This is a genomic window from Marinobacter sp. SS5-14b, from assembly GCF_030541005.1.
Lineage (GTDB): Bacteria > Pseudomonadota > Gammaproteobacteria > Pseudomonadales > Oleiphilaceae > Marinobacter.
In genome coordinates this window covers 449,389-471,052 of record NZ_JASSVM010000002.1, presented here as the reverse complement: position 1 = coordinate 471,052, position 21,664 = coordinate 449,389, and the positions used below count along the sequence as shown (strand labels likewise).

General features: G+C 60.0%; 22 protein-coding genes and 1 riboswitch. Of the genes, 11 read left to right on the top strand and 11 right to left on the bottom strand.

All coding sequences use genetic code 11. The features are described 5' to 3' along the window. Nucleotides 1–99 precede the first annotated feature (99 nt). From QPL95_RS06095 to cobS, 3 genes are read left to right on the top strand one after another with little or no spacing between them, the layout of a single operon-like run. Nucleotides 100–786: a response regulator transcription factor gene (locus QPL95_RS06095; RefSeq protein WP_303290114.1), complete on the top strand. Its 687-nt coding sequence runs from the start codon at nt 100–102 to the stop codon at nt 784–786. Then, complete coding sequence (locus tag QPL95_RS06090) at nt 783–2,186, top strand: ATP-binding protein (RefSeq protein WP_303290113.1); 1,404 nt, start codon at nt 783–785, stop codon at nt 2,184–2,186. The genes QPL95_RS06095 and QPL95_RS06090 overlap by 4 nt, the downstream gene beginning before the upstream one ends. A 44-nt stretch (nt 2,187–2,230) precedes the next feature. Further along, nucleotides 2,231–2,992 carry an adenosylcobinamide-GDP ribazoletransferase gene (gene cobS / locus QPL95_RS06085; RefSeq protein WP_303290112.1) on the top strand — a complete coding sequence of 254 codons (762 nt, stop codon included), beginning with the start codon at nt 2,231–2,233 and terminating at the stop codon, nt 2,990–2,992. Between the two features lie 9 nt (nt 2,993–3,001). Here cobS and QPL95_RS06080 read toward each other — a convergent pair whose 3' ends face one another. Further along, nucleotides 3,002–3,673 carry a DNA-3-methyladenine glycosylase I gene (locus QPL95_RS06080; protein WP_303290111.1) on the bottom strand — a complete coding sequence of 224 codons (672 nt, stop codon included), beginning with the start codon at nt 3,671–3,673 and terminating at the stop codon, nt 3,002–3,004. 113 nt (nt 3,674–3,786) lie between these two features. Between QPL95_RS06080 and QPL95_RS06075 the strand changes: the two genes are divergently transcribed. Together QPL95_RS06075 and QPL95_RS06070 are read left to right on the top strand one after the other, a co-directional pair. Continuing rightward, a complete protein-coding gene (locus QPL95_RS06075; protein ID WP_303290110.1) occupies nt 3,787–4,365 on the top strand; it encodes a nucleotidyltransferase domain-containing protein in 579 nt (192 codons plus the stop codon). A 15-nt stretch (nt 4,366–4,380) separates the two neighbouring features. Further along, entirely contained in the window at nt 4,381–4,800 is a 420-nt protein-coding gene (locus tag QPL95_RS06070) for a hypothetical protein (protein ID WP_303290109.1), read from the top strand. Nucleotides 4,801–4,823: 23 nt separating this feature from the next. On the opposite strand, the gene QPL95_RS06065 is transcribed toward QPL95_RS06070, so the two are convergent. From QPL95_RS06065 to cbiB, 9 genes are all read right to left on the bottom strand, one after another. Next, the gene (locus QPL95_RS06065) at nt 4,824–6,293 is read right to left on the bottom strand and encodes a cobyric acid synthase (protein WP_303290108.1); all 1,470 of its coding nucleotides are present in this window, start codon (nt 6,291–6,293) and stop codon (nt 4,824–4,826) included. Continuing rightward, nucleotides 6,294–6,905, bottom strand: a complete 612-nt coding sequence (cobO, locus tag QPL95_RS06060) for a cob(I)yrinic acid a,c-diamide adenosyltransferase (RefSeq protein WP_303290107.1) — start codon at nt 6,903–6,905, stop codon at nt 6,294–6,296. A gap of 35 nt (nt 6,906–6,940) precedes the next feature. Beyond that, a complete protein-coding gene (locus QPL95_RS06055; RefSeq protein ID WP_303290106.1) occupies nt 6,941–8,248 on the bottom strand; it encodes a cobyrinate a,c-diamide synthase in 1,308 nt (435 codons plus the stop codon). Nucleotides 8,249–8,407: 159 nt separating this feature from the next. Continuing rightward, on the bottom strand, nt 8,408–9,178 hold the full coding sequence (locus QPL95_RS06050; RefSeq protein WP_303290389.1) for an ABC transporter ATP-binding protein: 771 nt from the start codon (nt 9,176–9,178) through the stop codon (nt 8,408–8,410). A 23-nt stretch (nt 9,179–9,201) separates the two neighbouring features. Then, nucleotides 9,202–10,116, bottom strand: a complete 915-nt coding sequence (locus tag QPL95_RS06045; RefSeq protein ID WP_368389732.1) for a FecCD family ABC transporter permease — start codon at nt 10,114–10,116, stop codon at nt 9,202–9,204. A 69-nt stretch (nt 10,117–10,185) separates the two neighbouring features. Further along, complete coding sequence (locus tag QPL95_RS06040) at nt 10,186–11,076, bottom strand: cobalamin-binding protein (protein ID WP_303290104.1); 891 nt, start codon at nt 11,074–11,076, stop codon at nt 10,186–10,188. Nucleotides 11,077–11,104: 28 nt separating this feature from the next. Beyond that, nucleotides 11,105–12,913, bottom strand: coding sequence for a TonB-dependent siderophore receptor (locus QPL95_RS06035; RefSeq protein WP_303290103.1), 1,809 nt, complete (start codon nt 12,911–12,913; stop codon nt 11,105–11,107). 174 nt (nt 12,914–13,087) lie between these two features. Then, a riboswitch (cobalamin riboswitch) is annotated at nt 13,088–13,287 on the bottom strand. Nucleotides 13,288–13,304: 17 nt separating this feature from the next. Further along, on the bottom strand, nt 13,305–14,369 hold the full coding sequence (gene cobD, locus QPL95_RS06030; protein WP_303290102.1) for a threonine-phosphate decarboxylase CobD: 1,065 nt from the start codon (nt 14,367–14,369) through the stop codon (nt 13,305–13,307). Next, a complete protein-coding gene (gene cbiB, locus QPL95_RS06025) occupies nt 14,366–15,325 on the bottom strand; it encodes an adenosylcobinamide-phosphate synthase CbiB (protein WP_303290101.1) in 960 nt (319 codons plus the stop codon). Before cbiB ends, cobD begins: the two co-directional genes overlap by 4 nt. Nucleotides 15,326–15,436: 111 nt before the next feature. On the opposite strand from cbiB, the gene cobT reads away from it, so the two are divergent. Next, on the top strand, nt 15,437–16,495 hold the full coding sequence (cobT, locus tag QPL95_RS06020; RefSeq protein WP_303290100.1) for a nicotinate-nucleotide--dimethylbenzimidazole phosphoribosyltransferase: 1,059 nt from the start codon (nt 15,437–15,439) through the stop codon (nt 16,493–16,495). Nucleotides 16,496–16,499: 4 nt separating this feature from the next. Continuing rightward, a complete protein-coding gene (locus QPL95_RS06015; RefSeq protein WP_303290099.1) occupies nt 16,500–17,099 on the top strand; it encodes a histidine phosphatase family protein in 600 nt (199 codons plus the stop codon). Here QPL95_RS06015 and cobU read toward each other — a convergent pair. After that, complete coding sequence (cobU, locus tag QPL95_RS06010) at nt 17,083–17,613, bottom strand: bifunctional adenosylcobinamide kinase/adenosylcobinamide-phosphate guanylyltransferase (RefSeq protein ID WP_303290098.1); 531 nt, start codon at nt 17,611–17,613, stop codon at nt 17,083–17,085. The two genes, QPL95_RS06015 and cobU, sit on opposite strands and share 17 nt — an antisense overlap. A gap of 99 nt (nt 17,614–17,712) precedes the next feature. Here cobU and QPL95_RS06005 point away from each other — a divergent pair, with 99 nt between their 5' ends. The 4 genes from QPL95_RS06005 to QPL95_RS05990 all read left to right on the top strand — a co-directional run bounded on the left by QPL95_RS06005 (nt 17,713) and on the right by QPL95_RS05990 (nt 21,648). Beyond that, nucleotides 17,713–19,587 carry a putative nucleotidyltransferase substrate binding domain-containing protein gene (locus QPL95_RS06005; RefSeq protein ID WP_303290097.1) on the top strand — a complete coding sequence of 625 codons (1,875 nt, stop codon included), beginning with the start codon at nt 17,713–17,715 and terminating at the stop codon, nt 19,585–19,587. Continuing rightward, nucleotides 19,580–20,299, top strand: a complete 720-nt coding sequence (locus QPL95_RS06000) for a 3'-5' exonuclease (RefSeq protein WP_303290096.1) — start codon at nt 19,580–19,582, stop codon at nt 20,297–20,299. The genes QPL95_RS06005 and QPL95_RS06000 overlap by 8 nt, the downstream gene beginning before the upstream one ends. A 63-nt stretch (nt 20,300–20,362) precedes the next feature. Beyond that, nucleotides 20,363–20,941: a QsdR family transcriptional regulator gene (locus QPL95_RS05995; protein ID WP_303290095.1), complete on the top strand. Its 579-nt coding sequence runs from the start codon at nt 20,363–20,365 to the stop codon at nt 20,939–20,941. Between the two features lie 83 nt (nt 20,942–21,024). Next, nucleotides 21,025–21,648: a hypothetical protein gene (locus QPL95_RS05990; RefSeq protein WP_303290094.1), complete on the top strand. Its 624-nt coding sequence runs from the start codon at nt 21,025–21,027 to the stop codon at nt 21,646–21,648. Nucleotides 21,649–21,664: the final 16 nt, after the last annotated feature.

The window sequence follows — 21,664 nt, the reverse complement described above, 5'->3', positions numbered from 1 at the left end:
AGCCTTAATTGAGCCTTAAGACCAGACCACAGAATTCTTAAGCTCGCCTTAAGGTTTCTGTGGCAAACTCGTGATCAGTTAACGGAGCCGGACTCTTTAATGCGCATACTGTTGGTAGAAGACGACCACCTGCTGGCCCGCACCATGCTCGACATGCTGCGGGAGGATCAGAACACCGTAGACTGGCTGGACGATGGCCAGCAGGCTCTGAACGCCCTTGGCGATGAACACTTTGACCTGGCGATACTGGACCTGACCCTGCCCCGTATGGACGGGCTGGAGATTGTCCGCCGCAGCAGGCAGCAGGGCAATCAAACCCCCATCATCATTCTGACCGCCAGGGCCAATCTGGACGAAAAACTGCAAGGCCTGGATGCCGGTGCCGACGACTACCTCACCAAACCGTTCGCCATGGCCGAGCTCAAGGCCCGAATACGGGCGGTGACCCGGCGCGGACGGCCCGACAGCCAATCTGCCGGCATCACGGTGGGCCGCCTTACCCTGAACCCGGACACCGGCAACCTTTCGATCGGCGCGGACTCCGTGGTACTGCCCCGCAGTGAACTGCAGATCCTGCACTACCTGATGCGCCATCCTGACCAGGTGGCGACCCGACGCCGGCTGGAGGAACAGCTGTACGGCTGGGAACAGGGGGCCGAAAGCAACGCTCTGGAGGTTCATGTTCACCACCTGCGCCGGCGCGTGGGCAAAGCCACCATCCGCACGCTCCGCGGTGTCGGGTATCTGCTGGACAGCGAAGCCGCCAGCCAGGAGCCAGCGGAATGAGCCTGACCCGCAAACTGACGTTGCTGGTAACCGGCACGGTGTTTTTCATCACCCTGATCGCGGCCGGCTGGGGCTATTTTGTCAGCGACCACCAGATGGAAGAGCTGTTCGATGCCGAACTTGCCCAGAGCACGCGAATTGTTCAGGGCCTGGTGGAGCATTTATCCGGCACCCAATCGATCGATCAGCTCTCTCATACCCTGTCCCGAACGCTGCAACTGCCAGACAGCGCCTACCAGGGCGATGAGGAAGACGACGAAATTCTCGCGGGTGGCGCCGGTCACAAATACGAACGCAAACTGGCCTTTGAGGTCTGGTCACCGGCCGGCCAACCCATTCTGGACACTCTACGCGCCAACGATGCGCAGGGACTGGAACCCGGCTTCGCCTGGCAGGAAGTTGCCGGCTACCAATGGCGAACCTTCACCCTGCAAGACCCTGGGACCGGCTTCTGGATACGAACCGCCCAGCGTGAGGATGTACGGGACGAGCTCAGCGAGGAAATTGCCCTTGGCAATGTGCTGCCCTTCCTGATTGCCCTCCCGCTGTTGGCCCTGGCCGTGGTGGGGTCCATCCAGCTAGGGTTTCAACCATTGCGCAAGCTGGAAAAGCCGGTGCGCAATATGGCACCTGAAAACATCCACCCACTGGATGATCGCCAGGCGCCGCGCGAAGTGGCAGGGCTGGTACATGCCGTGAACGGACTGCTGAAACGGCTGAATCAGGCGCTGAAACGAGAACGTCGGTTTTCCGCCGATGCCGCCCATGAGCTGCGAACCCCGCTGACGGCCCTGCGCCTGAATCTGGAACAGCAGGCCGAGCGCCATCCCGGGGAGTTCGACAACCTGACGGCATCGGTTGACCGAATGGTTCATCTGGTCGAGCAGCTTTTGCTGTTAAGTAAGGTGGATGCTGGCGTGGACTTTCGCCCCGAACCCCAGAACCTGGCCGAACTGGTGGAGCAGAGCATTGCCGATGTCGCGCCGCTGGCTCTGAAAAAACAGATCGAACCCGAACTGGATAACCAGTGTGTGCTGGCCATGGTGAGCTGTCACAGCGCGCTGATCACCACCATGATGCGCTCACTGCTGGCCAATGCCATTCAATACAGCCCTTCAGGCACCCGGGTATGCACCACCATGCGCGAAGAGGCGGGCGGTTTCATGGTCATCATCTGCGATCAGGGGCCAGGCATTCCGCTGCAAGACCGCGAGCGGGCACTCAGCCGCTTCACCCGGCTGGATCAGCGGCAAGGTGCCGGGGCCGGACTGGGCCTGGCCATTGCCCGGCGCATTGCCGAGCTGCATGGAGGGCAGCTTACCCTCACCGAGAGAAAGGACGGGCAACCGGGGCTGTGCGTCAACATCTGGCTACCGGCCACAAAGACTGCATCTCGCTGACGCTAAGGATACAATCACCGCTTTCTTGCTTCAGGAGGTTGTGCGTGCCGAACGCCATCATATTGACCCGGGAATGGCAGGCGTTCTGGCTTGCGGTCGGGTTTCTCACCCGCATTCCCATGCTGGTGCACATCGACTATTCACAGCGCCTGATGAACCAAAGCAGTCTCTACTTCCCACTGGTAGGACTGCTGTTGGGATCGCTGCATGTGGCCGCTTTTTTCCTGCTCAGCCTGGCGTTCAGCCCGCTGGTGTCGGTCATTGTGGTGGTGATTCTGCACCTGTTCATCACCGGTGCCTTTCATGAAGACGGTCTGGCCGACAGCGTGGATGCCCTGGGCGGCGGCTACACGCTCGAAAAGCGTCTGGAAATCATGAAAGACAGCCGGATTGGTACCTACGGCACCGTGGCTCTGGTGATGGCGCTGATGCTGAAAGTGGCTCTGCTGGCCGAAGCTGACCTGATCTGGCTCGCCTTGCTGATAGCGCCCGCGATATCCCGGCTGACACCCCTGCTGCTGATGGCCACGCTGGCCTATGTGACAGACCCCGACAAAAGCAAATCCAAACCGGTTGCGGACGGCTTTTCTGCTGCCCGGCTGGTGAGCGCCAGTGCCTTTGTGCTGGTGCTGAGCGCTGTGCTGTCATTCTGGCAGCCGTTTCTGATCACCGGCACTCTGGCCGCGGTGTTGCTGGTGGCCCTGTTGTGGGGCAGCTACCTGCGCAGTCAGCTGGGGGGCTACACAGGAGATGCACTGGGCGCCAGCGTGGTGTTCAGCGAACTGGTTCTGCTGATGTTTTTATGATGGTCCCGGCTAATCGTTATCCACGGTAAACGACACAATCCGGGACAGATGGCTGATGGGCAGGCCGGTTTCCCGATGCCACTGATTAAACGCATTCTGGGCCTGGGTCAGCCCCTTTTTACTGGCAGGTGATGCATCCAGAATCCCGGCCCGGGACAGGGCAGTCACCACATCATGGGACATAATAAAGCCATCCCAACCCATCCTGCGCAGGAAATACTGGGCAGAGTTCCCACCCAGTCGCTCACCGTTTCGCTTCAGATAGAGCAATAAACCCACCTGGTCTTCGCCTGGCCACTGGGCCAAAAAGCGGCCAAAGCTGCCGTGGTCTTTCACCACGTCCATGATCATCCGGGCGTTTTCCGGTACGGTGCGGATTTTCTGCATATTCCGGACAATGCGCTCATCCGCGGCCAGTCGCTCCAGCACGTCTGGCGGAACTTGCTGCCAGTAGGCCGGGACAAAGCCCTCAAAGGCGGCCTCAAAACCCGGCCACTTATTCTCGATGACCCGCCAGACAAAACCGGCCTTGAAGATGCAGCGGGTCATTTCAGACAAGTAGCGATCGTCGGTGATCTCTGCCAGTCGATGCCTCTCCACCACCGGAGGAAGCAGGGACAGCAGAGCTTGCTCGCCGCCCTTTCGGGCTTGGGCTTGCTTGTAAAAATCCGAGAACGTCATGCCGACTCCTTAAAAGCCCCACATTGGGACTCTTGAGCCCCAATATGGGGTTGATAATACCCAAATCAGGGATTAAAGTACCCAAATTGAGTCCTTACAAGGTGTACCTGATCATGCCCGGAACCAGTATTGGCGACGCTCTGTTTACCAAAACCCAGCAACGCTTGCTCTCTCTTATTTATGGCCACCCGGATCAGAGCCTGTACCTCAACGAACTCGTTCGACTGGCGCAAGTGGGGCGTGGTGCTGTCGCCCGGGAACTGACCAAATTGACCGACTCCGGCCTGGTGATTATGACCCGCCAGGGCAATCAAAACCATTACCAGGCCAACCCGGACAGCCCAATTTTTCAGGAGCTTACCCACATCGTTCAGAAAACATTCGGGATTACTGAAGTGCTTACAGCAGCCCTTTCGCCGCTGGCAGAAAGCCTGACTCAGGCGTTTATCTATGGTTCTGTCGCAAAAGGCGAGGCCCATGCCGGCAGCGACGTCGATCTGATGTTGATTGGCGAAGACCTCAGCTACAGCGAGATTATGGAACTGCTGGCGCCGGCAGAACAGCGGCTTCAAAGAGCCATCAATCCCACGCTATACTCCCCCTCCGAGTTCGCGCAGCGTATCAGCGACAACCAGAGTTTCATCACCCGGGTAATGGAACAGCCCCGCATCGAACTCAGCCTCACTCACTGACCCAGGAACGACCGCATGGAAGCTCTCGACAATCTCGTCAAGATCCGACGACTCAAGGCCGAGCCGCCCGACGCCCGGGAATTCGAAGGTATGCTCCGCGCCGGGGACACCAAACTCCGGGATGCCAGCATTGATGGTTTGTCTGAGGACAGCCAGTTTTCTCTGGCTTACGGCGCCGCCCACGCACTCTCGCTCGCAGCCCTGAGGTGGCACGGCTATCGCTCCGAGAGCCGCTACCTCGTTTTCCAGTGCCTGCAACACACCCTTGGCTTACCCAATGCCAAGTGGCGCGTGCTGGACAAATGCCACTCCGCCCGCAATCTGGCCGAATATGAGGGCCATATGGACGTGAATCCCCAGCTACTGAGAGAGCTGATTGCCATCAGCCGAGAATTGCAGGTACTGGTAAAAGATCTACCGCCCATTAAGGGGTGAAGCGCTTTCAGAATGGGATTGGCTCAGAGTTGCAGCAGGCGCCTTAACCGATCGGTGTCCAGGCACTGCTCCACCTGATCTGCCAGGCGATCGAGCTGCTGCAGGCGGTGGCTCTGGTAGTCTACGGACTGCGCGCTCTGTGCGTTGAGGCCCGCCCAGGACAGAATGGCCTCGCAGGCCTCAGGCTCGTCAAAGAGCCCGTGCAGATAGGTGCCCGCTACCTGACGATCGTCATTGACCGCACCATCCGGGCAGCCGTCCAGCTCTGCAAAAGGGCGGACCAGCGCTGCGCCTTCGGTGACGCCGTTATGCATTTCATAGCCTTTTATCTCGGCTGATAACTCGCCGTTGGACAGGTGGGAGGTCAGCTGGCCGGTCACGGTCCTGAGCTGCTTGCCCGATACCATTCGAGTGACCATATCAAACAGCCCCAGGCCCTCGGTGTTGCCGGTCTCGCCTTCCAGGCCTTCCGAGTCTTCAACTCGCTGCCCCAGCATCTGAAAACCGCCACAAATACCCAGCAGTTTGCCGCCATAGCGCAGGTGTTTCTGGATGGCCTCCGGCCAGCCCTGCTGTTTCAGCCACTGCAGATCGTGCCGGGTGCTTTTGCTGCCAGGCAAGATAATCAGGTCTGCCGGTGGGATAGATTGGTCCGGCCCTACAAAGATCAGGTCCACACCCGGATGCAGCCGCAACGGGTCAAAATCATTGTGGTTACTGATCCGGGGCAACACCGGCACCACCACTTTCAGAGCGCCGGCCTCGCTGGTGCCAGCGGTACTGACGCTGTCTTCAGAATCAATCACCAGCCCGTGCAGATAGGGCAAGACGCCGTACACCGGCTTGCCGGTGTGTTCTGACAGCCAGTCCAGCCCGGGCTCCAGCAGCGCAATGTCACCCCGGAACCGGTTGATGATGAAACCCGCCGTTCTGGCTTGTTCACTGTCTGAAATCAATGCCAGTGTGCCTACCAACTGGGCGAAAACCCCACCCTTGTCGATATCGCCTACCAGTAGCACCGGGCAATCGGCGGCTTCGGCAAAGCCCATATTGGCGATGTCGTTGGCCCGCAGGTTGATCTCCGCCGGGCTGCCGGCACCTTCGGCAATAATCACGTCATAGCGGGCGCTCAGGGCTTGCCAACTTTGCATGACCGAGGCCATAGCTTCAGCCTTGTAGGCATGGTAATCCAGCGCATCCATATTGCCGTGAACCTTGCCCCGCAGGATCACCTGGGCACCGCAATCACTCTGCGGCTTCAGCAGCACGGGGTTCATGTCGCTGTGGGGCTCCAGGCCGCAGGCCAATGCCTGCAGGGCGGTGGAGCGGCCAATCTCACCACCGTCTATCGTGACCGCGCTGTTCAGGGCCATGTTCTGGGGTTTGAATGGCGCCACCGACACGCCCTGGCGCGCGAGCCAGCGGCACAAGGCCGCCACCACCGTGGTCTTGCCGGCATCGGAGGTGGTGCCCTGCACCATCAGGGTGGGCATTTACAGCTCCACGCCCTTCTGGGCCTTGATGCCCTGATCCTTGAAGGCGTGCTTGACCACACCCATTTCGGTGACGGTATCGGCCAGGTCGACCAGCTCCTGAGGCGCACCGCGACCGGTGACCACCACATGCTGCATCTCCGGGCGGGCCTGCAGGTCATCCAGCACCCGGTCCAGATCGATATAATCGTACTTCAGGGCGATATTCAGTTCGTCCAGCAGAATCAGGTCGTAGCTGGGGTCTTTCAGCATAGCGGCGGCGATGTCCCAGGCCTCTGTTGCACTCTTGACGTCCTGTTCGCGGTTCTGGGTTTCCCAGGTGTAGCCCTGCCCCATTACGTGGTAGTCAACGTTGGGCAGGCTCCGGAAAAAAGCTTCTTCACCGGTGCTGAAAGCGCCCTTGATGAACTGGACAATGCCCACCTTCATGCCATGTCCCAAGGCTCTGGCGACCATACCAAAGCCGGAGCTGCTCTTGCCTTTTCCGGGGCCGGTCAGCACCAGCAACACGCCCTGTTCTTTCTGGGCGCGGGCGATACGTTCCTGCATGATTTTCTGTTTGGCGGCCATCCGCTGGGCATGACGTTCAGGGTCTTTGGCGCGTTCACGCATGATGACTCTCCTTGCAATTGAGTTGTCGACAGTGGTCAGGAAAACAGGCAATGTTCGCCCTTGAAGATCGCCGCCACCAAATCCGGGGCGGATGGGAAGTAACCGTGGAAATAACTGGCCATCAGGTTTTGATCACGAAACACCGCCTCGCCCTCAGAACCAGCCTGCTTCTGCGCCCTGGCCGCAGGTTGCCAGGGCGTTTCAAGGCTGGAATGGTGATAGGTATGCCCCCGTAAACTGCCAAGCTGAGTCTCGAGGCTTTGCAGCCCTAAAGCGGTCAGTCGGTTGGCCATGGTCGCTCGGCCCGGTATCAGGCCCAGCAGTTTATGCACCTTGCCTTCTTTGTCTGCCATCTCTTCCGCGCAGGCCATCAGCCCTCCACACTCTGCCAGAATGGGCTTTCCGGCCTGATGGAAGCTGCGAATCGACGCCAGCATCGCCTGGTTTTCCGCCAACGTCTGGCCATGAAGTTCCGGATAGCCGCCCGGCAGCCAAAGCGCGTCCGCCGCCGGCACTTCCGAGTCTTTCAGGGGAGAAAAATACACCAGCTCAGCGCCCATGGCTGTGAGCAGATCCAGGTTGGCCCGGTAGATAAAGCTGAAGGCCGCATCTTTGGCAACAGCGATCCGATGTCCAGCCAGCAGCTGTTCTGGTTTGGGAGGTGCATCAAAATGAAAAGACACGGGCTTGGGCAGCGCATCCAGACCCGCCGCTATCAGGACTTCGGCGGCCTGATCCAGCCGGTCATTGAGGTCGTCCATTTCCGCGGCCTGCACCAGCCCAAGGTGTCGATCCGGAATGTTCATGGCGTCGTTGCGGGGTATCGCTCCCAACAGGCTGATGCCGTCGGGTAGGCTCTCCCGGAGCAGTTCGCCGTGGTATGGGCTGCCAATCTTGTTGGCAATCACCTGATGAACCGGCAGTTCCGGGTCAAAGCTTGCCAGTCCAAGGGCAACCGCGCCGAAGGTCTGGGCCATGCCTTTGGCATCAATGACGGGCAGGGCCGGAATACCCGCCAACTTGGCCAGGTCGCCGCTGCTGGGGCTGCCATCGAACAGCCCCATGGACCCTTCCACCAGAATCAGGTCGGCACTCTGGGCGGCTTCGGCCAGTCGCCAACGACATTCGTCTTCACCGGTCATCCAGGGGTGCAGCTGGTACACAGGATTACCGGAGGCGACCTCCAGCACCATTGGGTCCAGGTAATCCGGGCCGTGCTTGAACACCCGTACGTTCCGGCCGGCGTTCCGGTGCAGTCGGGCCAGGGCGGCGGTGACCATGGACTTGCCTTGGCCGGAGCCGGGAGCGGTGATCATGGCGGCTGGGACTCTAACAGTTGGCATTCGTGGGTTATCCATGTCGTCTGAATTTGGTGCAAACGGGCAGCGGGGCAGGGCTTTCCGGGACACGCGGTGAATACGTCCGTGTACGCTTGGCTGCAGCATCCCTGCTGCAGACAGTCCCGGAAAGCCCTGCCCCGCCACCCTCCCTATACGTCGGAGCTAGTCTCGTCTTGGCACAAAGAAAGGCGCTCCATCCACCTCCACTGTTGCCAGTTTCTGGTTGTACAAACGTTCCAGAGCGTTCGGCACCAGCATCCGTTCGGCCGGGCCCCAACAGGCTCCGCCATTGGGATACATCAGCAGAATATGATCACACCAGCGGGCGGCCAGATTCAGGTCATGCAGACACATGAAAATGGCGTTACCCGCTGCCGCCCGGTCGGTGAGCAATTTCATGACCGCCACCTGATGATGCAGGTCCAGGTGATTTGTCGGCTCGTCCAACAGCCAGGTGTGGGGCGACTGGGTCATCAGGGTGGCAATTGCCACACGCTGGCGTTCGCCGCCAGACAGAGTGCTGACCAGGCGGTCTTTCAGGTGCAGAACGTCCAGCGCTTCAAGTGACCTTTTGGCCATGACCAGATCGTCCGCCCCTTCCATCTGCCAGGGTGATAACCAGGGATGGCGCCCAATCAATGCGGTTTCCAGCACCGTAGCCGGAAAGCCGTCCTGCCGGTCCTGGAACACCAGCCCCAGTTGCTGGGAAAGGGCCCGACGCTTCAGCTCCCGCGCAGAGAGGTCATCGAGATAGAGGCCACCAGAACGCGCAGGCCGGAGCCCCGCCAGGGTGTGCAGCAGGGTGGTTTTACCGGCACCGTTGGGCCCGAGTACGCCCCATACCTGACCGGATTCGATCGTTAAATCCAGCGGATAGCCATCGGCTCGGCAGGGAATATCAATCACCAGTCGCCGGGTGTTGAGCGTCTGCATTGGCGGGCGTTTGATACCGGTCATCAGCGGCTCCGGTACAGCAGGTACAGGAAGGTCGGCACGCCCAACAAGGCGGTGATCACGCCGACCGGGAGTTGTTCCGGAGCAATCACCACTCTCGCCAAGGTGTCTGCGAGCACCAGCAAAGTGCCACCCGCCAATGCGCAGGCGGGCAAGATCAGGCGCTGGTCGTTACCCAGCACCAGTCTCAGCATGTGGGGGATCACCAGGCCGACAAAGCCGATGCTGCCGGCCATGGTGACGGCGGTGGCGGTCAGCAGGCTGGCCAGAACGTAGATCAGCCACTCCAGCGGCCGCACGGAAATGCCCAAAGCGGCTGCCTGCATCGGGCCCCGGGCCAGAACATTCAGACTGCGTCCCAGCGGCACTACTACAACACACACCACCAACAACAGCCCCAGGCCCGGCCATGGAGCTCTTGCGTAGGACACATCACCCATCAGCCAATACAGCATGCCAGGCAATTCTCTGGCGGGACTGATCGCCAGCATCAGCGTAATCACGGCCCCCCAGCCTGCGGCAACCACCACGCCGGTCAGTAAAAGGCGCGAGGGTGTCCAGCTGCCGGTTCCGTGAGCCAGGCCGAACACCATTAGAGTGGCCAACATCGCCCCGGCAAACGCCGAGCCGGAAACAATGACACCACCAAGCCCTGCCAACATGGCAAGCAAAGCCCCCACCGCCGCGCCACCGGACAGTCCCAGAACGTAGGGGTCAGCCAGCGGATTGCGCAGCAACACCTGCATCAAAGCGCCGGCCACCGCCAGTAAGCCTCCGGTTGCAAAAGCCGAGAGGGTTCGGGGCAGTCGGAGCTCAAGCACCAGGGTGCGCTGCAGGTCGGCCCCTTCTCCCATAAAAACGGACACAACCTCCATAGGAGCGATGGCGACGCTGCCAACACCGACCGAAATCACCATAGCCAATATACTGGCCAGTGCCAGCAGCAGGAGTGGCAGGGCGATCGGTCTGATCACAGAATCACTCCACTAGGGTCGACGGCCACGGGCCACCTCCAGTTTGTCGCAGAACAGTCGCGTTCCTTCCAGCATTCTCGGCGTTGGCCGTTGTACCAGTGATGGCGGAATAAAAAACAAGTTATAGCGAGCCGTCGCCGTCAGGCTCGGAAAGTTCTGCCAACGGGTCAGCCAGTGGCGGTTCTCTTCGCCCATACCACCCGCCAGTATCGCTTCCGGGTTGGCCGCAACCACCGCTTCGGCGCTGATTCTTGGCACCAGCCTGCCCAGGTGACCAAACACATTGTCACCACCACAGAGCTGGATCATTTCGCCAATCAGGTGTTGGCTGTTTACCGTCATCAGCGGCTCGTCCCATACCTGGTAAAACACCGGCACAGGATCGGCCTTTTCGAACTGCGCCCGCAGTCCGGCAATGCCTTGGCGAAACCGCTCCGCCTCTGCAAAGCCCTCGCTTTCAGTGCCTGCCAGCGTAGAAAGACGCTCAATGGTTTGAGAGACCGCCTCGAAGCTGCGGGGTTCGATGGAAAAAACCGGGATATCCAATGCCTTGAGCGTCGCCAGCTGCTCGGTGGGATTGCCGGTCACCCAGCCAATCACCAGATCCGGCCGCAACTGCAGCAACCGTTCCATATCCATTCGGGTGTGACTGCCGACTGACGTGACTTTCCGGGCCGCAGGCGGATAGTCGCTGTAGGCAACCACCGCCACAACCTGATCACCCGCACCGGCGGCCCAGGCCAGTTCGGTGGCTCCGGGTGAAAGTGCAGCGATGCGCTTTGCCGGGCGATCGAGGCAGATTTCTTCACCCAGATCATCTGTGGCACAGACCGAAGCCCCCAGCACCGGTGAGGCGAGCAGCATCCACCCCAGCATCGCGACCACAATCTTCAGCTTTACCACAGGCACCTCTCCGGCATGGTTTTCGCGGTTATCGGATATCGTAACGAACCGTCAACATGGCGGTGCGCCCGGCAGCAATGTAGTCCAGATCATTGCTGCTATCGTAGCGAGCCGTGCTGTATTCCTTATCCAGCACGTTAGCCAGTGTCAGCCGGGTTGACCAGTCCGAAGCAAAGCGCCAGCCTGCCCGTAGGTCCAGGGTGGCAAAGCCCGGTAGCCGGTCGTTGTTGCTGCGATCATCATAACGATAGCCTTCGGCAACCACCGTACCACCGAAGTCCCAGGTGCCTACCTGCTTGCTCAGGTCCAGCCGCAGGGTTTTACCACTTCGGCGCTGGAGCCGGTTTCCGCTTTCCCGATCTTCGGGATCAAGCAGGGTTAGAGCGGCATCGGCACGCCAGCCGTCCGATTCGAAACCGGCACTTAGCTCCGCGCCGCGAATCCGGGCCTCATTCACGTTCATCGGGGTCCAGAGGCCACTGGGCGTTGGGCTCCAGGCAATCAGGTTGTCCACATCCAGCTGGAACAGAACGGCATCCCAGAACCAGTTCTGGTAGTGGCCACTGGCACCCAGTTCAACGGTGCCTGACTCTTCCGCTTTCAGGTCCGGATTAGCACCAGGGAAGTACAAGTCATTAAACGTGGGTGCACGGAAAGCGGTGGCATAACTGACACGCACACGGTGCGAACGATCCAGGGCGTGGCCCAGGGCGATCCCGCCGGTTTCATTTTTGCCGTAGGCTTCGTTGTCATCGCCACGCAGGCTGAGTTGCAGGTCTGTCGGGCCAAAGTTCAAACGAAGCTGACTGTACAAGGCCGAGTTGGTTCGGCTGCTTTCGGCGTAGTCCGTGGTTCCGCTGACTTCATCGGTCATCAGTTCAGCACCGACCACCAGTTCGTGCACGTTCCAGGTAAAGGTGTTGTCCCAACGGGCTGCCCGTGAGCGGGTGTTGAAGGCGGCAAAATAGGTAGGCGTGATGTTGTCTGTATCATCACGTGATTCGGAGAACTGCAGTGACTGCCGCCAGTACTCGCTCACGGGCGTTTCGAGGCCGAAACCGATGGTACGGATCATGAAATCGATGTCGCCGCCTTCGTATTCGGTGCTGCCCTCACTCTGCACCATCACCAGGCTGGCTTCTCCCCCGGACTCCAGCTCATGAACCACCCGGCCGATACCGGCGGTGTTCCGGAACCCTCGGTCTTTGCCACCGGTAATGACCGCCGTGCCGTCGGTTTCCTTGTGCAAACCACTCAGGCTGACTCGTGTGTTACCGGCGCTGGCCGCAATACCGGCGCTGCCTTTTTGCGTGTTGAAATTACCCGCGCCGGCTTCTACCCAGCCTGTCGGTGTCTCTTCCGGGTCCAGGGTAAAGGCCTGGACCACGCCACCTACGGCATCGGAACCGTATAGGGAGCTCCGTGCGCCCCGGACGATTTCTACCCGCTCAATCAGTTCAACTGGAAAATATTGCCAGGAAGGGCCTCCGGACGTGGCTGAGCGCAGGCGCACCCCGTCAACCAGCAGCAACGTTGAATCGTTGGCTGTACCGCGGGTATACACGCTGGTGGTTTTACCAAACGATCCATTACCGGTGACATTGATCCCGGCCTGACCTCTCAACAGCTGGCTGAACTCCGAGGGGCTCTGTTGCCGGATGGTTTCCTCATCGATCACGGTCACCGAAGACAGGCTTTCACCAGCCGTTAGCGGTCCCAGTGTGGCGGTCACCACGATGGGTTCAAGTCTGCGATCTTCGGCTTTTGTTTCGGCGGCACCGGCAGAGAAGGCCAGCGGCACCAGCATCAGGGCAGGAAGGGCCTTAGAATATGTCATGTCTTCACTCGCTGTTCACCGCACGCACCCGCACGGCTGATTTTGGTTACTGCGGAGGAAGACTGCTGGAAATAACGGAGGGTGGAGGGGCGATGTTCAGTTGAAAAGGCCGGATTCACCCACCGCCGCTGCCCTCCGCAACGTCTGGTGTCTGGAACCGTCAGGCTCCGTGCGTTCAGGCCGGTCTCCGGGCTGGCAGGTGGAGCCTTTGCTCCGGGGCAATCACCTTCCCATGCCGTGGGCACAGTGGCGCATTGGATTGCCTTTGACCTGCTTACCGTTGCGGGGGCAGCGCCGGTTTCTCACCGGCTTCCCGTTTCACTCCGTATATCCACACGACTATCGCCAGCCTGCGCGGACAGGGGAGCACCTGAAAGCGGGGGCAAGGCTATCAACCGGCCTCCGATTGGTCAATGAGATACGACAATTCCTTCAACTGGCGGCTCAGTTTCTGCCAGCCGGCTTCATCGGGCGGCAAACCAAAACGCAGCGCCGGGGGCGAATCAAACTGGCGTACCAGTATGCCGCAGCGGGCAAGCCCGGCGCTGATCTCAGCGGCGTTTTGGGCGCAAATATACCGGAATAACAGCGTGCCGGAGGGTACGGGGAAACCCGACGCCTGAAGCAAGTCATTCATCCTGATACTGGCCGCCTGCAGTTTTGCAATGGCAGCTGTCTGCCAGTCAACGTCCGCCAGCGCTCGGGCCATCAGATAACGGGCCGGCCCGTTAACCGGCCAGGGGCCAAGCTGCCATGCCAGCTGTTCAGTCAACTCCGGTTCGGCCAATACAGCCCCGGCCCGTACACCGGCCAGGCCGAAGAACTTGCCCAGTGAGCGCAGTACGATAAGACCCGGCACGCCAGCCCGGAAATCCAGGGAGTGGTCCGGATTGCCCTCAATAAACGCCTGATCCACCACCAGCCAGCCACCTCGCTGCTGGAGGCGCTCGCACCACGCCAATAGATGCTCCGACGACAGCAACTGCCCGCTCGGGTTGTTCGGGTGAATCCATACCACCACATCGAACCGGTCCAGCCAGGATAAATCCTGTGCTGCGGCCTGCCCAGGAGTGATACCCGCCACCTCGAAGCCGGCCCGAGCCCAGGCTTGGCCATGTTCACGATAGCCCGGCATAGGGATCGCCACCCGGCCCAGGCTATAAAGCCGGGCCCGCACCATCGGCAACGCCATGATCGCAGCCTGACTGCCCGCCACGGGCAAGCAACCGGCGCCTTCCGATGCCCCGGCCCAGACACGAACAACCTCTTCCAACCCATCATCCGGCTCTGGCAGGCGCTGCCAGACCTCTGGCGGAATCTCCGGAACCGGCCAGGGAATCGGGTTGATGCCGGTGGAAAGATCCAGCCATTGCTCCCGTGGAATGCCCCAACGCTGAACCGCCGCCTGCAGCCGGCCACCGTGCTCGGGCGGCTCAGAGGAAATGAACGGTATCATCCTGCACCTCCGGGCCAGAGTCCTTTCAAGGCCAGCGCCAACGCCATCAACACCAGTAACCAGAGCCATACACCACGCCGGACAAGCGCAATGGCGCCATCCACCGTCTGCGCGGAAGCCGCAGCCCCATCACCCAGCAACGGGCGATGTTTGATACCGGAGGCGTAAGGCGCTGGACCACCCAGGGTGACCCCCAAAGCACCTGCACCTGCCGCCATCACCGGCCCGGCATTCGGGCTGTCCCAGGTTTTTGCCTGGCTGCGCCAGCAGCGCAGGGCCAGTCGGGTATGGCCCAGCACTGCGTAAGTGATTGCCGTGAGCCGGGCCGGCAGCCAGTTCATCAGGTCATCGAGCCTTGCCGCACATCGTCCGAAATAGAGAAACCGGTCATTCCGGTAGCCCCACATGGCATCCAGAGTGTTGATCATACGGTGCAGTACCACACCGGGCAGCCCGGCCACCAGGAACCAGAACAGGCTGGCAAACACCGCATCGGCACCGTTTTCAAGCATGGACTCGGTCGCAGCGGCCGCCACACCGCTATCCGACAGGGCCGCAGCGTCCCGGCTGACAATACGGCCAACCGCCGCACGCGCTCGCTCGCCATCGGCTTGTTGCAAGGCTCCAGACACCGCCTTGCCATGTTCGGCCAGCCCACGCAAAGACAGAGCCGACCAAAGCACAATCACCTGCACCGCCAGCCACAACCCGCCATGCAGAACATTCGGTAGCAACCCGATCAACGCCACTACCGGCGCCGTCAGCAGAACCACGCCAAGCAAACCGCCAGCCAGGCTGCGACCGGGCTGTTTCGGCTGGCGGTTCAGCCAATGTTCCAGCACCGCGGCCCCACGCCCGAAACCCACCAGCGGATGCCACCGACGCGGCTCACCCGCCACCAGATCCAACAAAACGGCGGCCAAACAAACCGCCACGGCCACCAGAAATGTGTCCAAACCCGACCCCCCTGCACCAAGTGCCGGCAAGTCTAACCGACAGACCGGTAACCTTGACACCATTCCGCCACAGATAGACCATCCTCGCTTTCCGCCACAAGGAACACTGCCATGACCCTGCCCAACAGCTGGACACAACAACCGCCCCAACCCTCCAGCAAACACTCCAGCCTTGCAGTGAGTCGTCAGCAAGTACTCACCAAGCCGCCGGGCTCACTGGGCAAGCTGGAGCAGGTTGCGATCACCCTGGCAGGTCTTATGGGTACCGAGACCCCCACGATTGACCCCATTCGCATGGTGGTTTTCGCCGGTGATCATGGCGTGTGTGCCGAAGGCGTTTCCGCGTTTCCCCAGGAGGTCACTGCGCAAATGATCGCCAATTTCGCCAGCGGTGGCGCCGCCATCAGCGTGATGGCAAAAGAGCTCGACGCCAGCCTGGAAGTGGTCAACCTGGGTACAGTCGGTGAGGTACCTGAACTTCCCGGCGTGGTTCATCAGGTCATCGCGCCCGCTACGGCCAATATGGCGGAAACCTGCGCAATGACCAACTCTCAAGTCGAAGCCGCACTCAATAGCGGCGACAAGGCTGCCGAGCGGGCCGCCCAATCCGGCAGCCGGTTGTTTATCGGTGGCGATATGGGCATTGGCAATACCACCAGCGCAGCCGCCATCGCCTGTGCGCTGCTGGGCCACAGCCCGCAACAACTGGTCGGTCCCGGCACTGGCCTGAATGCAGAAGGCGTAGCCCGAAAAATCACCGTCGTTGAAAAAGCACTGGCTCGCCATGGCAACCGTAAAACGCCACTGGAGGTGTTGGCCTCACTGGGCGGGTTTGAAATTGCCGGTCTGGCGGGTGCGATCATGGGCTGTGCCGCCCGGGGTATTCCGGTTCTGGTGGATGGTTTTATTGTGTCGGCAGCGGCGCTGATTGCAGTGAATCAGCAACCCGGCGTCAGGGACTGGCTTCTGTTTGGCCACCGTTCCGCCGAGCCGGGGCACAATGCTGTCCTTGAAGCCCTGGATGCTTCACCGCTGCTGGATCTGGGCATGCGCCTGGGCGAGGGCAGTGGCGCCGCCGTTGCGGTGCCCCTGCTGCGTTCGGCCTGTGCACTCCACAACCAGATGGCCAGCTTTGCTGATGCCGGTGTCAGCAACCAATCCGCGGAGTGATCCTGTGACAACAACCCTCATTGACCTGATTCGCCATGGCGAGCCCGAAGGTGGCCAGATGTTCCGGGGCAGCCAGGATGACCCGCTGAGCGCCCGAGGCTGGCAACAAATGGAAGCGGCCGTGACGTCCGATGACGGCTGGGATGCCATTGTCAGCTCGCCGATGACAAGATGCCGGCTTTTCGCTGAAAAACTGGCCGAAAACCGGGAAATTTCGCTGCATATCGAAGACGATCTTCGCGAAATCGGCTTCGGCGCATGGGAAGGCCTCACCGCGGAACAGGTGCAGCAGCAGTATGGCGACCACCTGAACCGCTTCTGGCAGGATTCGGTGAACTTCATCCCGCCCGGAGGTGAGCCCATTCCCGATTTTTACCGGCGGGTCACCCAAGGCTTTAACCGGTGGCAGGAAAAACTCGCCGGGCAACGGATTCTGGTGGTTTGCCACGGCGGTGTTATCCGCATGGTGCTGGCGGATGTGTTGGGCATTCCTCTGGAAAAGTCATTCACTGGCTTTGCTGTACCTTATGCTTGCCGCAGCCGGTTACAGGTCGATCAATCCGACTTTGGCGTATTTCGCAGCCTGATCAGCCACCAGCCTTGAGCACCAGTGGCAGGCCGGCCACCGACATCACCACCTCATCACACAGCCGGGCCAGATCCTGATTCAGCCAGCCCAGCTCATCCGCAAAGCGGCGGGTGAGCGGGTCCATACCGATGGTGCCAAGCCCTACCTCATTGGTGACGATAATCAATGAACCCGGATAGGCCTCCAGCTGATCCAGAAGTGCCTGTCGCTCCTGCGCGAAAACATCGTCACCCGCAATCAGCAAGTTACTTAACCATAGGCTCATACAATCAATCAGCAGCATCGGCGTTTGCGCTGCCTGTACTCGAAACCCTTTCAGCACCTGCGCCAGCCGAACCGGTTCCTCAACCAGCCCCCAGTCTTCGGGCCGAAGACTCTGATGACGCTTGATTCGATACGCCATTTCATCATCACCGGCGGTCGCCGTTGCAACGTATACAACCTTGGACGTCGCTGCCAGTGCCCTCTGCTCCGCCACGCCGGTTTTACCGGAACGAATGCCGCCGGTGACCAGTAACTTATTTACCATACTCAATCTCCGCCAAGCGCTCGATAAAATGTCAAAGGTACACCATCAAAACAGACAACTGCTATAGTTTGCCCAGACCACGCACTAGCTGGAGATAGCATGCAGGCCGAACTGCTGGACATCCGCAATCACATGACCCAGTACGCCCCCTTTGACGAATTGCCAGACGAATTGCTGGACCGCATCGTCGCGAGCATTGAGGTGGTGTATTTTCGAGCCGGCACTCAAATTGTGGAGCTGGGCCAACAGGCACTCTGGCTGCACTACATTCGAAGTGGTGCGGTCGAAATCTTCCGCCGCTCCGGCGAACTCTACAGCCGGGTGGGGGAAGGTGAAATTTTCGGCCAGTTCGGTTTGCTGATGCACAAAAAAGTGCGTTTTCCGGTCAAGGCCATTGAAGATTGCCTGATTTACAAAATTCCGGCAGAGGTCTTCCAGTACCTCTGGGAGCAGGACGAAAGCTTTGCCGATTTTGTTGAGATCGAAGACCGCAGTCGCCTGCGCTCGGCGGTCTCACGCCGGGAAAAATCCAATGAGCTGATGACCGCCAAGGTCACCCGGCTGATCTCCCGTGAGCCCATTTCCGCGCCGACAACCGTTCGGCTTCAGGAAGCGGCACGAATCATGACCGAAAACGGCGTCTCGGCTCTGCTTTTGATGGACGAAACCGGAGACCGCCCCAGGCTTAAGGGCATCATCACCGACCGCGACCTGCGCACCCGCGCCGTCACCCATGCCCTGGCCTCGGAAACCCCGATCAGCGAGATCATGACCGAAGGCCTGATCACCATCAGCGCTCGCTCATTCATTTTCGAAGCCATGCTCACCATGCTGCACAACAACGTGCACCATCTGCCGGTGATCGATGGTGACGAGGTGCGCGGCGTGGTGGCCTTGTCTGATATCGTCAAATACGAAAGCCAGAGCAGCCTGTTCCTGGTCAGCCACATCTATCAGCAGAAAGACGTGAAAGGCCTTAAAAAGGTCAGCCAGGACGTGCGCGACAGCTTTGTGCGCATGGTCAACGAAGACGCCAACTCCCACATGATCGGCAGCGCCATGGCGGGCATTGGCCGCAGCTTCAGCCAGAAGCTCCTGGAGCTGGGCGAAGAAAAGCTCGGGCCGCCGCCCGTGCCCTACTGCTTCATGGCACTGGGCTCTATGGCCCGGGACGAACAGCTGGTGGTGACCGACCAGGACAACGCCATGATCCTGGACGACAGCTTCATTCCCGAAGAGCACGACGACTACTTCCTGGCACTGGCAAAATTCGTTTCCGACGGACTGGCGGAATGCGGGTACACCTACTGCACCGGCGACATCATGGCCACCAACCCCCGCTGGCGCCAGCCCCTCAGCGTCTGGAAAGGCTATTTCACCGAGTGGATCGACAGCCCTAACGCCCAGACCTTGCTGAACAGCAACATCTTCTTTGACCTGGACGGCATCCACGGCCAGACCGACCTGGCGGAACAGCTGAAAACCCTGATTACAGAGAAGGCCTCCAACAGCCAACGCTTCCTGACCCTGTTAGCCCGCAATGCCCTCAACCGCACGCCGCCGCTGGGTTTTTTCCGCACCTTCGTACTGGAAGAAGACGGCAAGCACCAGAAAACATTCAACCTCAAACGCCGGGGCACCGCACCTCTGTCGGATCTGATTCGCGTCCACGCGCTGGCCTGTGGTGCCCGCTCCCAGAACTCGTTTGAGCGCCTGAAAGACATCGCCAAAACCAAACTGCTGGTCGACGACGATGCCGGCAACCTGCGCGACGCTCTGGAATTTATCTCCATCGTGCGCATCCGTCATCAGGCCCTGGCCATCGAAGAAGGCCGGGATCCGGACAACAACGTGCGCCCGGAAGATCTCTCGCCCTTTGAGCGCAGCCACCTGAAAGACGCCTTCCAGGTGGTCAGCAACGCCCAGAAGTTTCTGAGATTCCGTTATAACGCCGGGACCTCCAGAAATGTCTGACATCAAAAGCCGGAACAACCGACAGAACTGGCCCGAGAACTATCGCCAGCAGGCTGAAATCGCCACGGACCCAAGAATCCGGGCGTTTTACCAAGCGGGCTGCCCAGCGCCGGAAACCCCGATTCAGGACGTGCCACTGCTCGCTCTGGACTTCGAAACGACCGGGCTGGAGGCCGACAAACACTCCATTGTCAGCATCGGCCTGGTTCCATTTACCCTTGAGGGCATTCAGCTTGGCAACTCCTGGCACCAGGTTGTCCGCCCAAAACTGCCACTGCACCAGACCTCAATTACCATCCACGGCATCACCCACGCCGAAATCGACCAGGCGCCGGACCTGGAAGACGTGCTCGACCCACTCTTCCAGCACCTCACCGGCCGAATTCCGGTGGTGCACTTCCGCAACATAGAGCGCCCGTTCCTCAACGCGGCTCTGCAGTGGCGCCTGAAAGAACAACTCAGGTTTCCGGTGATCGACACCATGGCGATAGAGGCCCACCTACACCCCCACCGAAATCCCAGCCGCTGGCAGCAACTGATGGGCAAGCAGCCTGTCTCCATCCGGCTGCCAGACAGCCGAACACGTTACGGTTTACCCCATTACGCCGGCCACAACGCCCTGATCGACGCCATTGCCACCGCCGAACTGTTCCAGGCTCAGGTGCTGCACCATTTCAGCCCGGACACGCCCATCGGCAATTTGTGGGTATAAGGGCCCATAGCCCCGGCTGCCCGCAACCGCTAAAATGACGGCAAACCTACTAAAGAGCTTAAAGTGACGGGAAACATCAGCAAAACCACACCACTGGACGCCTTCAAACGCGCCCGCCGAATGTGGTTGAAAGGCGAAAAAATCAGCCTGGCCGCCCTCGCCGACGATCTCCACATCGGCCGCGCCACCCTGTTCCGCTGGGTAGGCAACCGGGATCTGCTGATTGGTGAAATCCTGTGGTCCCTGTACGAACCCCTTTACAAAGAAGCCCGGGCGATTACCCCCGGCCAGGGCGTCGACTACGTTGTGGGCGTATTCCGCCACATCAACACCACCATCCTGCACTTTTCACCGCTGCGGACATTCCTGCATCAGGATCCTGAATACGCCCTGAAGATGCTCACGTCATCCCACTCCACGCTGCACGCCCGCACCGTCGAAGTGAATACCCGCTTACTCAAAGACGAAGTGCGCGCCGGCCACCTGAGCCCGCCGATGAACGTGCAGAGCTTGTCCTACTTCATGGTCCGCATTGCCGAATCCTGCCTTTACAGCGACATCATCGGCGGCCGCGAACCCCAGGATGACGAACTGGAAGACGCCTGTACTGCCGTGCGGATACTGCTGGGCGGAAAGGTCTGAGAGGCTCATTGAGCTGGAAACCTGGCCGGTCTGAGATTACTCTTTGCTAACATTCACAGGAAATTATCAGCAAGGAGCGCACCATGAATATCCGGAATCCCCAACCCCATTCAGGGTTTCTGCAAGCAGGCCTTTTACTACTCAGTCTGGCTCTGGCGCCATTGGCCCACAGCGAGAACCTCACCGAAGGCGATGTCACCTCCTTTATCGCCAGCATGGAAGCCATGCAACCGCTGATTGACAAGCATCAGGACTTTATTGAAGCCCTTGAAGATCCGGCCGACAAAGATCCGGAAGTGGATTTCTCGCGGGTAATGTCGTCCATGGTAGACGACGTGAAAGGCCATGAAATGTACGACGATCTGGACAACCTGGTGGATGACTTCGGCTTCTCCAGCCCGGAAGCATGGGCCCGCAAAGGCGACCGCATCGTCAGCACCTGGTTTGCCATTGAAATGGAAGCCCAGCCGGACATGGCTCCGGATATGGCGGAAATGGAGCGTGCCATCGCCGAGATGGAGAACAATCCGGACATGCCCGAAGCCGCCAAAGCCCAGATGCGCGAAATGATGGATCAGATGATGTCCACCGTTGGCAGCGCCGCCCGGGCCGCCGAGAACGTCAGCGAATCCGACAAACAAGCCGTAAGGCCCCACGTCGAACGCCTCAAGGCGGTGATGGAATCCGAAGACAACGAGTTCGAATAAAGCATACGCTCAGAAA

What these genes read in the sequence shown, in the direction of transcription:
- QPL95_RS06095 (WP_303290114.1), top strand. Translation starts at nt 100, where the DNA reads ATGCGCATACTGTTGGTAGAAGACGACCACCTGCTGGCCCGCACCATG.
- QPL95_RS06090 (WP_303290113.1), top strand. Translation starts at nt 783, where the DNA reads ATGAGCCTGACCCGCAAACTGACGTTGCTGGTAACCGGCACGGTGTTT.
- QPL95_RS06080 (WP_303290111.1), bottom strand. Translation starts at nt 3,673, where the DNA reads ATGACGTTCTCGGATTTTTACAAGCAAGCCCAAGCCCGAAAGGGCGGC.
- QPL95_RS06075 (WP_303290110.1), top strand. Translation starts at nt 3,787, where the DNA reads ATGCCCGGAACCAGTATTGGCGACGCTCTGTTTACCAAAACCCAGCAA.
- QPL95_RS06070 (WP_303290109.1), top strand. Translation starts at nt 4,381, where the DNA reads ATGGAAGCTCTCGACAATCTCGTCAAGATCCGACGACTCAAGGCCGAG.
- QPL95_RS06065 (WP_303290108.1), bottom strand. Translation starts at nt 6,293, where the DNA reads ATGCCCACCCTGATGGTGCAGGGCACCACCTCCGATGCCGGCAAGACC.
- cobO (WP_303290107.1), bottom strand. Translation starts at nt 6,905, where the DNA reads ATGCGTGAACGCGCCAAAGACCCTGAACGTCATGCCCAGCGGATGGCC.
- QPL95_RS06055 (WP_303290106.1), bottom strand. Translation starts at nt 8,248, where the DNA reads ATGCCAACTGTTAGAGTCCCAGCCGCCATGATCACCGCTCCCGGCTCC.
- QPL95_RS06050 (WP_303290389.1), bottom strand. Translation starts at nt 9,178, where the DNA reads ATGCAGACGCTCAACACCCGGCGACTGGTGATTGATATTCCCTGCCGA.
- QPL95_RS06045 (WP_368389732.1), bottom strand. Translation starts at nt 10,116, where the DNA reads ATGGTGATTTCGGTCGGTGTTGGCAGCGTCGCCATCGCTCCTATGGAG.
- QPL95_RS06035 (WP_303290103.1), bottom strand. Translation starts at nt 12,913, where the DNA reads ATGACATATTCTAAGGCCCTTCCTGCCCTGATGCTGGTGCCGCTGGCC.
- cobD (WP_303290102.1), bottom strand. Translation starts at nt 14,369, where the DNA reads ATGATACCGTTCATTTCCTCTGAGCCGCCCGAGCACGGTGGCCGGCTG.
- cobT (WP_303290100.1), top strand. Translation starts at nt 15,437, where the DNA reads ATGACCCTGCCCAACAGCTGGACACAACAACCGCCCCAACCCTCCAGC.
- cobU (WP_303290098.1), bottom strand. Translation starts at nt 17,613, where the DNA reads ATGGTAAATAAGTTACTGGTCACCGGCGGCATTCGTTCCGGTAAAACC.
- QPL95_RS06005 (WP_303290097.1), top strand. Translation starts at nt 17,713, where the DNA reads ATGCAGGCCGAACTGCTGGACATCCGCAATCACATGACCCAGTACGCC.
- QPL95_RS06000 (WP_303290096.1), top strand. Translation starts at nt 19,580, where the DNA reads ATGTCTGACATCAAAAGCCGGAACAACCGACAGAACTGGCCCGAGAAC.
- QPL95_RS05990 (WP_303290094.1), top strand. Translation starts at nt 21,025, where the DNA reads ATGAATATCCGGAATCCCCAACCCCATTCAGGGTTTCTGCAAGCAGGC.